Consider the following 12,147-nt stretch of genomic DNA (forward strand, 5'->3'; position numbering starts at 1 on the left):
TCCAGAGCCCCAAAAGCGCCTGTTTTGCTCTGGATTCCCGATCGCTCGCTTTGCGAGCGTCGGGAATGACAACGAACCAATCAAGCGGATCTCGTATGAGAGAAGGGCCCCGCCAGAAGGGCGTCTTTTGAAGCGCCATTCTTTCAGCGCGGGCGGCGGGGAAGGTAAAGCCCCGGCTTTTGTCCTTGCTGCGCGAACCCCACCCGGCGGCCTTCGGCCGCCGACCTCCCCGTAAAGGGGACGTATTTGGGGCTGAGCAGGGAAAGCCTCGGCTTTATTTACCGGGCACCGTCTCGATCGGAGCGCTTCCCGCCGGCATGGCGCCGCCCGACTCGGGCTCGATCACAGGAACGACGTCGACCTTGCCGCCGTTCGCGGCGCCGCCGGATGTCGCCGCCGCAGGCGCGGGCTTCGGGCCGCGCTTGGCGTGCAGCAGGCCCTTATAGGCGGAGGCGCGCTGGCGCATGGATTGCGGCGCGTCGCGGTCGTTGAGCACCTGCTCGAAGACGCGCTCAGCCTCGTCGTAGTCGTCGTTGAACAGAGCGTCGAGGCCGTTCCATTCCTGAGCGGAGAAGCGGAAGGCGCCGGTCGAGAGCATCAGCGGGCCGAGCGTGCGCTCGAGCTTCTCGCGGTCATCGCCTTCGACCACGATCAGCGCCGCGCGCAGCATGGCGATTTCCTGGGTCAGCTTATCGACGTTCGGGTCTTCGCCGATCGCGCTCAATTCGCTGAGCGCCTGAGCCTTGTCGGGACGCGCTTCGGCGGCGCGGATGCGGGCGAGGGCCGCATAGCCCTTGGGCGCGTCCTTGGCGATGGCGTCGAAAGCGGCGGCGGCCTCGGCGTTCCTGCCCTCGTCGGCCAGCGCCACGGCGGCGACATAGCGGGCGTTTGCCTCCTCGGCGGCCTTGAGGCGCTTATCCTGATAATAGCTCCAGGCGCCGGTCGCGGCGACGATCAGAAAAGCGCCGACGAAAATCGGCGTCTGATAGCGGCGCCAAAATTCGGCGGCTTTGTCCCGGCGGACGTCTTCGTCGACCTCGTGGAAAATATCCGACATGCTCGCGCGACCCTTGCGTTTCCGATTTTTCTTGTCCCCGAAGGGGAGACGGAGGGGTTAGCACAGGCGGACGCGAAAGGCGAGCATAGCGCCATGCGCCAAATGGGCGGCCAATATGCGGCCGCGAGCCATCACAAAAGCGCGACCGCCGCCTTTAGCAAATGCGCTTCATCAGGCGCTTCCGCGCAGGAGACCGAGAGCCCGGCCGCTTTCAGCGGCGCAGCGACGTCCTGCGAAAGCGCGACATGAGCCAGCCGCCCGAGCTGAGCCGTCAACCCGGCGGCAGACGCGAGCCGCAAAAAGATCTCCGCGCTGCGCCGGGAATAGTGAAGGACGATGTCGATCTCCCCGGCCGCCAGCGCTGCGCGCGCCTCCTCGGAGAGGGCCTCGGCCGCACGCGCCTCATAGACGTCGACGGCTGTGACGACATGGCCGGCGTCCCGCAAGCCGGTCTCCAGCGCCGCCTGCCGGTCGCGCCCGGCGAGATAGAGGAAATGAGCCGGGGCAGGGTAGCGGGCGCGCAACAGCGGCAGGATGGCGTCGGCGTTTCCCGCGACGATGTCTGGTCGCCAGCCATGCTCCCTCGCCGCTTTTGCGGTCTTGGCCCCGACGACGTGGAGAGGCAGCGGCTTATAGGGTTCCGCATCCGTTCCGGCGCAGTCGATCCCCTTGGCGCTCGACGCCAGCACGGCGTCATAAGCGCCCGGCGGAACGGGCGCTTCGGTCGCGGCAATTTCCAGCACAGGCGATACGACTGACGTAAAACATAATGATTTTAGTTTGTCCGATGTACGTAAGGCATCTTCCGCTGCGCGTAAAACAAGCGCGCGCCTCACATCAGCCCCGCGACGCCATGTGGCAGCTTCAGCACGATCTCATTGCCGGCGTCGGCGCCAATCATCGCCGCGTCGATCGCGCGGCCTTTGCGGCGCGCGATCCAGACTTGGCTGCCGTCCGCCTTCAGCACCTCGCCATAAAAAGAGAGTTCGTCGCCCGAGACGGTCGCATGGCCGGCGATCGGGGTGCGGCAAGAGCCGTCGAGCGCGGAAAGGAAGGCGCGCTCGGCGGTGAGCGCGAGGGCCGTCGCCGCGTCGAGCAGCGGGGCGAGCGCCGCGCGCGTCTCGGCGTCGCCGGCGCGCGCCGTCAGGCCGATCGCGCCCTGTCCGACCGCGGGCGGAAAATCCTCGAGCGGCAGCAGGGCCGTCGCGCGGTCGGCGAGGCCGAGCCGCTTCAACCCCGCGAGCGCCAGCAGCGTGGCGTCGATCTCGCCGCTTTCCACCTTGCCGAGCCGGGTATGGACGTTGCCGCGCAACAGCGTGGTTTGTAGATCGGGGCGGCGGCGCTTCACCTGAGCGGCGCGGCGCAGCGAGGCGGTGCCGACAGTCGCGCCGGCGGGCAGGGCGTCGATCGTCATGCCGTCGCGGCCGATCCAGGCGTCCCTCACGTCCTCGCGCAGCAAATAGCCGGCAATGACGATCTCCGCCGGCAGATGCGTGGGCAGGTCCTTAGAGCTGTGAACGGCGAGGTCGATGCTTCCGCCGATTAGCGCGAGATCGAGCTCCTTGGTGAAGAGTCCCTTGCCGCCGGAGTCGGCGAGAGACCGGTCCTGAATCTGGTCCCCGGTCGTCTTGATGATCTTGACGGGAAAATGGTCCTCGCTCACGCCATGCGCCTCGGCGAGGAGGGCGCGAACCATATGGGTCTGCGCGAGCGCCAGCGGACTGCCGCGCGTGCCGATGCGAAGGCTCTTGGTCGTCATGAGATTTCCCAGCGTGAGAGTCGCGCGGGACTATAAGGGCCGGGAAGGGAAGGGCAAGCGGCGGCGCCATAGCGCTGTCATCGCTTTTTGTCTCGGCGCTCAAACTGTCACCCTTCGTTCCGGGCCGTTGAGTTACCTTTCTATCCAGGCTGGACACGGCCCGCTCCTCTCCCCGCTTGCGGGGAGAGGCTGGGTGAGGGGCCGGGGCCGGAGCCCGGGCGTGCGTTAAGACTCGAGCGCCCTTCTGCGTTTTTCGTTTCCACTCATCCCCCAGGCCCCTCACCCAACCTCTCCCCGCGCGCGGGGAGAGGGGTGGCGCGTGGCCTCGGCGCTGAGGATCAACTGGAATCACGACAAGGCTCGGTGCGAGCCGCCTCGCTCCTTCTTGCGGGGAGGGATTATCCGCCGCGCCTAGGCTCGATTACGCCGGCGCTTTCCACCGCCGCAGGAAGCGGCGCGCGTCGCCGCCGATCGTCGGATCGTGCAGATCGAGAGAAAGCACTGGCGCGCCTGGCTTGAAATTGGCGCTCTTGAAATCGAGCCAAAACAGGCTCGGCGCCGTCGCGCTGCTGACGAAATAGACCTTGTTGGTGACGTCGGCGGCGGTGACCCAATTTGTTTGACAGGCGCCCCAGAAACTTTTGTCCGGCGCGCGGGCGGGATCGCGGAACGGAACCTGCGCGATGCGCAGCAGCGACAGCGCGCCGGCGACCGCCTCTCGGTAGCTCTTCGGATCGGGCAGATACTTCGAATAAGCGGCGAGCCGGACGAAACGATCCTCCGCCGTCTCGTCGCCGGGCAGCGGCTTGGTTCCGCCGAAAGGCGCATATTGCTTCACGCGCTCGATCATCTGGTCATAGGGCGGATCATTGGTCATCACGCGATATTCCGGGCCGTGATGAACGACGAGCCTTCCATCGATATATTCGATGATCGCCGAGTCGCCCCACGGATCTTGCACGGCGAGATGCGTGGGCAGGTGCTGTGTAAGGCCGAGGTCGCTCGCCCATGCGGCGGCGACGCGGAACTTGCCTTCCTTATGCGCGTCGACGACCTCGTTCACCGTCGCGAAATTGTCGAGAACATATTGCGCCCAATGCGTATCGGGTAGAACCGGGCGCTTGTCCGGGGCTTCAAGGCGGCTTTCGTCCAGCACCAGCATATGCGCCGCCAGACCCATTTCATTGAGGCCGTCCGAGGCGGCGCCTTCGAAGGAGACGATGGCGGCGCTGCCATATTTGGACGTCCAGCCGATCGTGTTCGGGCCGACGCCTTCGATCCGGCCCTTGACGCCGGGGAGAACGCTCGCTTGCGAAGTGCGGGCCTGGCCGCGCGGGAATACGACGAATTTTGGCCGTTCCGGCAGGGCGACCGGAAGATCCATCGAGCGAACGACGATCTTGGCGAGCTTGCGGTCATTGACGAAAGCCAGCGAGCAGGCGCGCAATTCCTCCGTCGTCAGCGCAAAAGGCAAGGAGAGGAGCCCGGTCAGAAATCCGCGTCTTTGCATGGCTTGCCAGCTCTTTCGTCGACGAAAATGGCAGTTAGGAAATAGCTCTGGCCGCACCTTGGGCGCGCCGAATGAATAAGCCGTTGCCGAGGGCCGGCAAATGCCGCCGTTTCGAGCGCGACGCCTTGCCGCGGATTTTATGTCGCCAGGCTTCGGCGGTGCGATAAAGCTAGCGCCTCGACGCCTTGGACAAAGAGACAGTCTTGGTCACAGCCCCGAAACGCCCGTCGTCCTATCGCTGGTTCGTGCTGGCGCTGGCGACCTTCGCCCAGACCGGCGGCTGCTTTCTGGTGCAGGGGCTCGGCGCTCTGGGGCCGGCGTTGCAGGCGGCCTTCGGCCTCGATGCGGCGCAGGTGGGGCTCACCATGTCGGCCGCGCAGACGACGCCCATCGTGGGGCTCCCGATCGCCGGCCTGCTGCTGGATCGCTTCAGCGAAAGGCTGATCGTCGGGCTCGGCGCCGCGATGGTCTCCGCGGCGCTCTTCGCGGCCGCGCAAGCCGAGAGCTATCTCGACATCCTCTCCTGGCTCGTCGTCGCCAGCATCGGCTATTGCACCGTGCAACCGGGCGGCGGCAAAGTGGTGGCGGCGTGGTTTGCGTCCGATACGCGCGGCCTCGCCATGGGGATCCGTCAGGCGGGCCTGCCGCTCGGCGCGGCGCTCGCGGCGCTGATCCTGCCGGTTGTGGCTGCACGGCAGGGGTGGCGCGCCGCCTTCGATCTCGGTGCCTGCGCCGCGCTGACAAGCGGGTTGCTTTTCGCCTTCCTATACCGCCCTCCGCCGGACCCTTTGCCGGCGCGCAAGCGGGGCGAGAACCTTTGGCGGGAGCGCATCAATGAGATCGCGCCGCGCCTTCCCCGCATCGCTCTGCCGGGAGCGGCGCTGGTCTGCGTGCAATTCTGCGTGACCGTCTATTTGCCGCTCGATCTTCGCGACCGCTTCGACATTCCGGTGGAGACGGGCGTGAAGCTCTTATTCGCAGCGCAATTCGCCGGGGCCTTTGCGCGCATCATTCTCGCCCTCTGGAGCGACAGAAGTGCGCGCGGCCGTTTCTTTCCGCTCGCCGTGAGCATGGGCGCGATCGTCCTGGGTCTCGCCGCCTATTTGGCGGCGCCCGGTGCGCCTCTATGGGCGGTCGCTTTGCTCGCCGTCTGGCTGGGCTTCTTCGGCTTTGGCTGGTACGGGCCCTGGATCGCGCTGGTCAGCGAAGCCGCGCCCAAGGGCGCGATCGGCTTCATGATCGGCGTCGCCATGGCGATCAACCAGATCTGCGTCGTGCTCGCGCCGCCGGCCTTCGGCGCCTTGCGCGACGCGACGGAGTCTTATGCCTGGGGATGGAGCGCCTTGCTCGCGGCGCTGGCGCTGGTCCTTTGGAAAAGCTGGCGAGAGGAAGAGTTGTAGGCGCAACGAAAAAAGGGCGGCCGCGCCGCCCTTTCTCAACCAACTGGGATGATCGCCGGCTTTTAGTCTTCGCCGTGCTCGTGATCTTCCTCGTGACGCTCGGCGTTGGCGAAGGTGAAGAGACGCATCAGATCGCCGATCGCCGGACGGTTCTTCGGAACGTAAAGATTGTCTTCGCTGACGATCGGGTTCGGCAGATTGTCGCGGCTGCGCGAAGAGATTTTCGGCAGGCTCCAGTTGCGCTCGATGAATTTCAGCATCGAGACGTGATCATAATAGGTGTGATCGACAAAGCCCTTCTTGGCGTAGGGCGACACGACGATGAACGGAATGCGCGTGCCGTCGCCGAAGAAGTCGACAGGCTGCACATAGCCGGAGTCGTAGTAGCCGCCGCCCTCGTCATAGGTGATGAAGATCGCGGTTTTCGACCAGATGTCCGGATTGCTCTGCACGCGCTTGATGAGCGCGGTCAGGAACTGCTCATAGAGGCCGTTGTTGGAGTTCGCCGGATGGCCAGCGAGATATTCGAAAGGCCGCACGAAGGAGACCGCCGGCAGGGTTCCCGCGCCGATGTCCTTGAGGAAGGCGCCGTAGTTCTGGAGCTTCGCCTCTTCGGTCGGGTTCTTCATGATCTGCGCATAGCCGGTGAGGGGGTCGCAGATGCCGCAATAGGAGTGATAGGCGAGCGGAACGCCGTCGATGTCATTGGGGAAGTTCGTGGCGTCGTCGCCGCGGTCGGCGCTGTAATATTTCCAGGACACGCTGGCCTTGGTCATCACATCGGCGATGGTCGGAGCCGTCTGCGGCGGCAGAACATAGCTCTTCGCGCCGAGGGTGCGGGTCTTGGCGCTCGTCTGGTTCCAATACATGTTGTAGTTGTTGACCAGATAATAATGGCCGGGCGCGCAGTTGTTCTTGACGTTGCCGCCCTCGCGAAGCAGTTCGTAGATCCCGGCCACGCCCGGCTGCTTGGCGTCGGCGCAATTCACGTAGGAACCGCCGCCGTAGCCGTCGTTGATGTAGTAGTTATTGCTCGTTTGCGCCGGGTTGGGGTTTTCGATCTGATTGTCCCAGGGCGTCGCGGCCGAGCCGTCGAGCTTGTCGGGATCGGTGAAGAAGGCCGCGTCGCCGGTCACGATCGCCTGGAAGTTGGCGCCCGTGCCGCCCATGATGGCCTGATGGAAATTGTCGCTCATCGCGTAAGAGTCGGCGAGCGCCTTGAAAACAGAGCCGTCGCCCGGCTGCTGAACGCCATTGGCGTCCTTATAGGGGTTCATATTGTAGAAGCCCATGGCGAGCGCGCCCTGCTTCGGATTGAACCCGCCCGCATAGGGGGCGCCATTCGAGCCGGTGCCGATGGTCTCCTCGACCCAGACGAACTTATCGTTTTTGCCGCCGTCGATGTCTTGCCACATCTGGAAGAAGCGATGGACGGGATCGCCGGTGAAGGAGAGATAGGGGACGTATTTCGTGATCTGGAACGGGCCGTTCGGCAGATCAGCCGGGAAGCGGCCGTCCAGGATGTTCGCCGTCTGGCCGATGGCGGAGGTCGTGTAAGGCTGGGGCAGTGTAGCGTAGGCGCCGATGGAAGGCGTCTCGGCCAAATAGGTCGAGGCGAAGGGGCCGTCCGAGCCGATGCGCTGCTTGGCGCGATCGAAATACCGGCCCGGCGCGCCGTCGGCTTTGACGATGCCCTTGGAGAGCAGATTGTCGACCTTCTGGCCGGCAGTCGGCGTGTAGGTTCCGAAGACGTTGTCGAAAGAGTGATTTTCGCCGATGACGATGATGACATGCTCGATCGGCGTCTTGGCCGATCCGGCAAGGGCGGGAGCCGCGCAAAGCGCGGTCGTCGCCAGACACAGAGTCTTGAATATCGAACGCATATGATTTCCCCTCACAAAATCGTCCCTGCTGGCTTTGCGAGGCGCCGCCATCAGGACCTTTGCGGGGCGGAAACTGGGTCCGGTTTATTGCCGGGGGATGTCAAAACGGCTGCGTTTCGATGACCCCTCGCGCGCTGCGTGCAAAGGGCGCTGAAAGGCAAAGAAAAAGCCGAAAAAATAAAGTTGAGCAACAGCTTATCTGAATAGCTCAGTCCGCGCTCGGCAGACGCCGCATGACGAATTCGATGCGGCCGTCCTCGAGTTCGCGCCAGAACTCGATCTCGGTCATATAGGCGGCTTTGGGGTAGCGGTCGAACCATTCGCGCGCCTTGGCGCGGGCGTCGTGGCGCGGCAAGGTGAAGGTCTCGCGCCGCCAGCCGTCGCTCCCGGCGCGGCCCTTCTCGCTGAGCCTGCGCGCAATGTCTCTCGGCGCCCTTGTTACGCTCATACCGATGCTCCCGCACAGTGCGCCAAAACATAGCGCGCGACGGCCAGAAAAGGGAGTCTGTGATTCGCCTTCCTACCCGCGTCTGTCAGGCTTTAATCTCGGCTTTATTTCCGGGAGATGAACATGCGCAATTTGCCTTGGGTCACGCTGTTCGCCATCCTCGCCGCCGCGCCCGCCCGCGCCACGGCCAATCTCGACTGCGAGATCGAGGACAAATCGCTGAAAGGCGTGATCAGCGCTCTGATGGGCTCGCTTCCGGGCCTCCTGCAGGTTCACGGCGAATTCGACGTTCTCGTTCAAGGAGTTCCGGACGATTTTCGCAAAATAATCCTTGCGAGCGACAACCTGCCGCACAGCTGGGTTCACGGCAAAGACTTGAAGCTCCATGCCTATAAGGAACGCGAGGGGGAGCGCTTCGCCAGTTTCGAGCTTGTCGTCGAGACGAAAATGACAAGCGATCCCAATCGATATCGGGGCGTCTACGAGCTGAAGGTCAGCTTCCTGCTCCACAAGGGCGCAGCCGAGAGCAAGACGGTGACGGTGCGGGGCAGGGCTTCATGCTCGCTTGGCTAAAGCGCAGGCTCCGACTTCCCCGCGTCTCAAAAGCGCGCTATCTCGGGCGCCATGTCAGAGCGCCCCACCTATATGATCTCCACAGCCATTCCCTACGCGAATGGCGCGCCCCACATCGGCCACGCCTATGAGCGCGTCGCCACGGACGCCTTCGCGCGTTTCAAGCGGCTCGACGGCTACGACGTGCTCTTCGTCACCGGCATGGACGAGCACGGCCAAAAGGTGCAGCGCACCGCCGAGAAGGAAGGCGTGACGCCCCAGCAGTTCGTGGACGGCATCGCCGCGCAATTCGCCCGCATGGGCGAGGCGCTGAACGCGCGGGCCGACGACATCGTGCGAACGACGCAGGAGCGCCACAAGGAGGCCGTGCTTGAGATCTGGCGGCGCATGGAGGCCAAGGGCGACATCTATCTCTCGAAATATTCCGGCTGGTATTCCGTCCGCGACGAAGCCTATTACGACGAGAGCGAGCTCACCGAGCGCGAGGGCAAGAAATACGCGCCGACCGGCACGCCGGTCGAATGGGTCGAGGAGGAGAGCTGGTTCTTCAAGCTCTCGGCCTATGCCGAGAAGCTGCTGGCGCATTACGAGGCCTATCCCGACTTCATCACGCCCGAGCATTACAAGAACGAAATCGTCGCCTTTGTGAAGCGCGGGCTCTCCGACCTCTCGGTCTCGCGCACGACCTTCGACTGGGGCATCAAAATTCCGCCGAGCCCGCAGACGACCGCGAACCATGTCATGTATGTGTGGGTCGACGCCCTGACGAATTACATCACCGCGACCGGCTGGCTCACCGGCGGCGAGAAGGCGCGCTACTGGCCCGCCGACGCCCATGTCATCGGCAAGGACATCACGCGCTTCCACGCCATCTATTGGCCGGCCTTTCTGATGTCGGCCGAGGCGCCTTTGCCCAAGCAGATCGTGGTGCATGGCTTTCTGTTCTCGCGCGGCGAGAAGATGTCGAAATCGCTCGGCAATGTCGTCGGCCCGCAGGAGCTGATCGACCGCTATGGCGTCGACCAGCTACGCTATTTCTTCCTGCGCGAAGTGCCCTTCGGCAATGACGGCAATTATTCGCATGAAGCGATCGTCATGCGCATCAACGCCGATCTTGCCAATGATCTCGGCAATCTGGCGCAGCGCTCGCTCTCCATGATCGCCAAGAACTGCGACGGCGCGGTGCCGAAGAAGGGCGCCTTCACCGACGCGGACAGGGATATCCTCGACCAGGCGGCGGGCGTGCTGGAGAAGGCGCGCGCGGCGATGGACGCCTATCAGCCGCATCATGCGCTTGCGGAGATCTTCCGCGTGGTGGCGGAGGCCAACCGCTATTTCGCCGGCGAGGAGCCTTGGGCCAAAAAGAAGACCGACCCGGCGCGCATGGAGACGATCCTCTATGTGACGGCGGAGACGCTGCGCCGGCTGGTGATCCCGCTGCAGGCCTTTATTCCCGAGGCGGCGGGGAAGTTCCTCGATTCCTTGGGCGTTGGCCCGGACGAGCGCGACTTTGCGCATGCCGGGGAGGGCAACACGCTGCAGGAAGGCGCGCCGCTGCCGCCGCCGGCGCCGGTGTTTCCGAGGTTTGTGGAGGAAGAACTGTCCTAAATATCCCGCCTTTGGTATGTTTATCTTCGAGGATACGTTCATGGCGCTTTACATCAAAGATGAAGACGTCGATTTGCCCGCGGAGAAGCTACAGGCAGCTGTTGGAGCCCGCACGAAGGCGGAAGCCGTGCGGGCCGCGCTTATGCACGAGCTCGAGCGCGTGCAGGCGCGTCAGTCCTTTGCAGAACGAAACGCCGAAGCCTTTGCTCTCGCGGATAAGATCGGCGCACCCAATCCGGACTTCGACGCCAAGGCGTTTATGGACCGGATGTGGGGGGAGTGATCATCCGTGCTCGGCGCAGCTATTAAGAGGCGCGAGTTGGTCAATTGCGACCACGCCTCGTTCTAGTAGAAGGGCCGAACCGTGAACTCAAAGCCCATCGCTAATCTTAATATCATTCCGCCGGCGAACCCCAACGAAGACATCGTCTTATTCGCCAATAACTGCGTTTTTATGCGCTCGATTTATTTACATCATAAAATACTATTCGAGAGAAGCTCAGCCTCCGACAAAAATCGGATGTCGGGGGTTGCTGCCATACTCTTCGCCGATCTCAATCGAATATTTATTGAGTATGTGATACTGCAGGTTTGCAAAATAACCGATCCCGCGCAGGATGCTCGCAAGAATGATAATCACACCGTGGCGTTCTTGCTGCAACGTTACGATTTCATCTCGGAACCTGCGATCAAGGCTCGACTCGCCGCGATCGCCGACCAACTTCAGGCTTTCCGAAATAAGCTGGTAGAAGCTCGTAATAAGCTGATTTCTCATGCAGATAGGAATGCGATTCTGGCGGGACTTGCCCTGCGGCGGCGGAGAACGACTGGGATGAGTTTTGGCTTAACCTCCAGGACTTTGTTTGCATCATTCACGAAAAAGTCATTGGAACACCGTTGCTCATCAACGGAGTTGCTATGACGTCGGATGCGGATGGTCTGCTAAAGGCCCTAAAACATGCCGATTGCTTCGATCAGCTCGCTAAGGATCCCATGCTCGCCCAGAGATGTGCAGATTCGGCTCTCAGCTGAGCGCCGCCCCGCCTAGAGGTGTGATGTGGCGTAATTCGAACTCTCAGCATATCAGCTTGGAAATCAAATGACCTCCGATCCCGCCCGCTTCATCGGCGACATCCCCCGCCATTACGACCGCGGCCTCGGCCCCGTGATCTTCGAGGCCTATGCCGAGGAGACGGCGCGGCGGGCGGCGATTTGGGGACCGCGAAACGCGCTGGAGATCGCCGCCGGCACGGGCATCGTCACCCGCAAGCTGCGCGACGCTTTGCCAGCGGACGCCCGGCTCACCGCGACCGACCTCAACGCCCCCATGCTGGAGATCGCGCGGGAGAAGTTCCGGCCGGGCGAAGAGGTGGGCTTCGACGTCGCGGACGCACTCGTCCTGCCTTTTGCAGACAACGCCTTCGACGCCGTTATCTGTCAGTTCGGCCTGATGTTCTTTCCCAACAAGGACGCCGCCCACCGCGAAGCGGCTCGCGTGCTGAAGCCCCATGGCCGCTATCTGACGAGCGTCTGGGACGCGCCGCGCTACAATCCCTTCTCGCGCATCGGCCTCGAAGTGGTCGAGCGCTTCTTCCCCGACGATCCGCCCAAATTCCTGAAGACGCCCTTCTCTTGCCCGGAGATCGATCCGACAAAGGAAGCGCTAATCGGAGCGGGCTTCACAAATATCGTCATCTCCGTGCTGCCGCGCGTGCATGAGATCGCGGATGTCGCGGCCTTTGCAACCGGCCTTGTCTTCGGCAGCCCGCTCATCGACCAGATCCGCGCGCGGGGCGAGGTCGTGCCAGAGGCGGTCGTCGAGGCTTTGGTGGAGAGGCTCAGCGAGGAATTCGGCGCGCCGGCGCGAATGCCCATGCAAGCCATTCTGTTCGAGGGGTCGCGACGGTGA

12 protein-coding genes are annotated in these 12,147 nt (G+C 63.4%); 6 read left to right on the forward strand and 6 right to left on the reverse strand.

Translation table 11 applies throughout. The annotated features are described in order from the left end of the window. Positions 1–274 precede the first annotated feature (274 nt). From OGR47_RS09620 to OGR47_RS09635, 4 genes are all read right to left on the reverse strand, one after another. Positions 275–1,057 carry a tetratricopeptide repeat protein gene (locus OGR47_RS09620; RefSeq protein ID WP_165048517.1) on the reverse strand — a complete coding sequence of 261 codons (783 nt, stop codon included), beginning with the start codon at positions 1,055–1,057 and terminating at the stop codon, positions 275–277. Between the two features lie 131 nt (positions 1,058–1,188). Beyond that, the gene (locus tag OGR47_RS09625; RefSeq protein ID WP_246729546.1) at positions 1,189–1,800 is read right to left on the reverse strand and encodes a uroporphyrinogen-III synthase; all 612 of its coding nucleotides are present in this window, start codon (positions 1,798–1,800) and stop codon (positions 1,189–1,191) included. Between the two features lie 89 nt (positions 1,801–1,889). Next, positions 1,890–2,816: a hydroxymethylbilane synthase gene (gene hemC, locus OGR47_RS09630; protein ID WP_165048521.1), complete on the reverse strand. Its 927-nt coding sequence runs from the start codon at positions 2,814–2,816 to the stop codon at positions 1,890–1,892. A 421-nt stretch (positions 2,817–3,237) separates the two neighbouring features. Next, a complete protein-coding gene (locus OGR47_RS09635; RefSeq protein ID WP_165048524.1) occupies positions 3,238–4,326 on the reverse strand; it encodes a linear amide C-N hydrolase in 1,089 nt (362 codons plus the stop codon). A gap of 203 nt (positions 4,327–4,529) precedes the next feature. Between OGR47_RS09635 and OGR47_RS09640 the strand changes: the two genes are divergently transcribed. After that, positions 4,530–5,726, forward strand: coding sequence for an MFS transporter (locus tag OGR47_RS09640; protein WP_165048526.1), 1,197 nt, complete (start codon positions 4,530–4,532; stop codon positions 5,724–5,726). Between the two features lie 62 nt (positions 5,727–5,788). Here OGR47_RS09640 and OGR47_RS09645 read toward each other — a convergent pair whose 3' ends face one another. Then, on the reverse strand, positions 5,789–7,609 hold the full coding sequence (locus OGR47_RS09645) for an alkaline phosphatase family protein (protein WP_165048528.1): 1,821 nt from the start codon (positions 7,607–7,609) through the stop codon (positions 5,789–5,791). A gap of 208 nt (positions 7,610–7,817) precedes the next feature. Continuing rightward, positions 7,818–8,057, reverse strand: coding sequence for a hypothetical protein (locus OGR47_RS09650; protein ID WP_165048530.1), 240 nt, complete (start codon positions 8,055–8,057; stop codon positions 7,818–7,820). 123 nt (positions 8,058–8,180) lie between these two features. On the opposite strand from OGR47_RS09650, the gene OGR47_RS09655 reads away from it, so the two are divergent. From OGR47_RS09655 to OGR47_RS09675, 5 genes are all read left to right on the forward strand, one after another. Beyond that, positions 8,181–8,630 carry a hypothetical protein gene (locus tag OGR47_RS09655; RefSeq protein WP_165048532.1) on the forward strand — a complete coding sequence of 150 codons (450 nt, stop codon included), beginning with the start codon at positions 8,181–8,183 and terminating at the stop codon, positions 8,628–8,630. 51 nt (positions 8,631–8,681) lie between these two features. Next, the gene (gene metG / locus OGR47_RS09660) at positions 8,682–10,238 is read left to right on the forward strand and encodes a methionine--tRNA ligase (protein WP_165048534.1); all 1,557 of its coding nucleotides are present in this window, start codon (positions 8,682–8,684) and stop codon (positions 10,236–10,238) included. A 40-nt stretch (positions 10,239–10,278) separates the two neighbouring features. After that, positions 10,279–10,521, forward strand: a complete 243-nt coding sequence (locus OGR47_RS09665; RefSeq protein WP_165048536.1) for a type II toxin-antitoxin system VapB family antitoxin — start codon at positions 10,279–10,281, stop codon at positions 10,519–10,521. 81 nt (positions 10,522–10,602) lie between these two features. Further along, entirely contained in the window at positions 10,603–11,160 is a 558-nt protein-coding gene (locus tag OGR47_RS09670) for a hypothetical protein (protein WP_165048539.1), read from the forward strand. A 177-nt stretch (positions 11,161–11,337) separates the two neighbouring features. Continuing rightward, on the forward strand, positions 11,338–12,147 hold the full coding sequence (locus OGR47_RS09675) for a class I SAM-dependent methyltransferase (RefSeq protein ID WP_165048541.1): 810 nt from the start codon (positions 11,338–11,340) through the stop codon (positions 12,145–12,147).

The organism is Methylocystis sp. MJC1, assembly GCF_026427715.1.
In the GTDB taxonomy this organism is placed as follows: Bacteria; Pseudomonadota; Alphaproteobacteria; order Rhizobiales; family Beijerinckiaceae; genus Methylocystis.

Bases quoted from the DNA above. Each gene is read 5' to 3' on its own strand.
- OGR47_RS09620 (WP_165048517.1), bottom strand. From the start codon at position 1,057: ATGTCGGATATTTTCCACGAGGTCGACGAAGACGTCCGCCGGGACAAA.
- hemC (WP_165048521.1), bottom strand. From the start codon at position 2,816: ATGACGACCAAGAGCCTTCGCATCGGCACGCGCGGCAGTCCGCTGGCG.
- OGR47_RS09635 (WP_165048524.1), bottom strand. From the start codon at position 4,326: ATGCAAAGACGCGGATTTCTGACCGGGCTCCTCTCCTTGCCTTTTGCG.
- OGR47_RS09645 (WP_165048528.1), bottom strand. From the start codon at position 7,609: ATGCGTTCGATATTCAAGACTCTGTGTCTGGCGACGACCGCGCTTTGC.
- OGR47_RS09650 (WP_165048530.1), bottom strand. From the start codon at position 8,057: ATGAGCGTAACAAGGGCGCCGAGAGACATTGCGCGCAGGCTCAGCGAG.
- OGR47_RS09655 (WP_165048532.1), top strand. From the start codon at position 8,181: ATGCGCAATTTGCCTTGGGTCACGCTGTTCGCCATCCTCGCCGCCGCG.
- metG (WP_165048534.1), top strand. From the start codon at position 8,682: ATGTCAGAGCGCCCCACCTATATGATCTCCACAGCCATTCCCTACGCG.
- OGR47_RS09665 (WP_165048536.1), top strand. From the start codon at position 10,279: ATGGCGCTTTACATCAAAGATGAAGACGTCGATTTGCCCGCGGAGAAG.
- OGR47_RS09675 (WP_165048541.1), top strand. From the start codon at position 11,338: ATGACCTCCGATCCCGCCCGCTTCATCGGCGACATCCCCCGCCATTAC.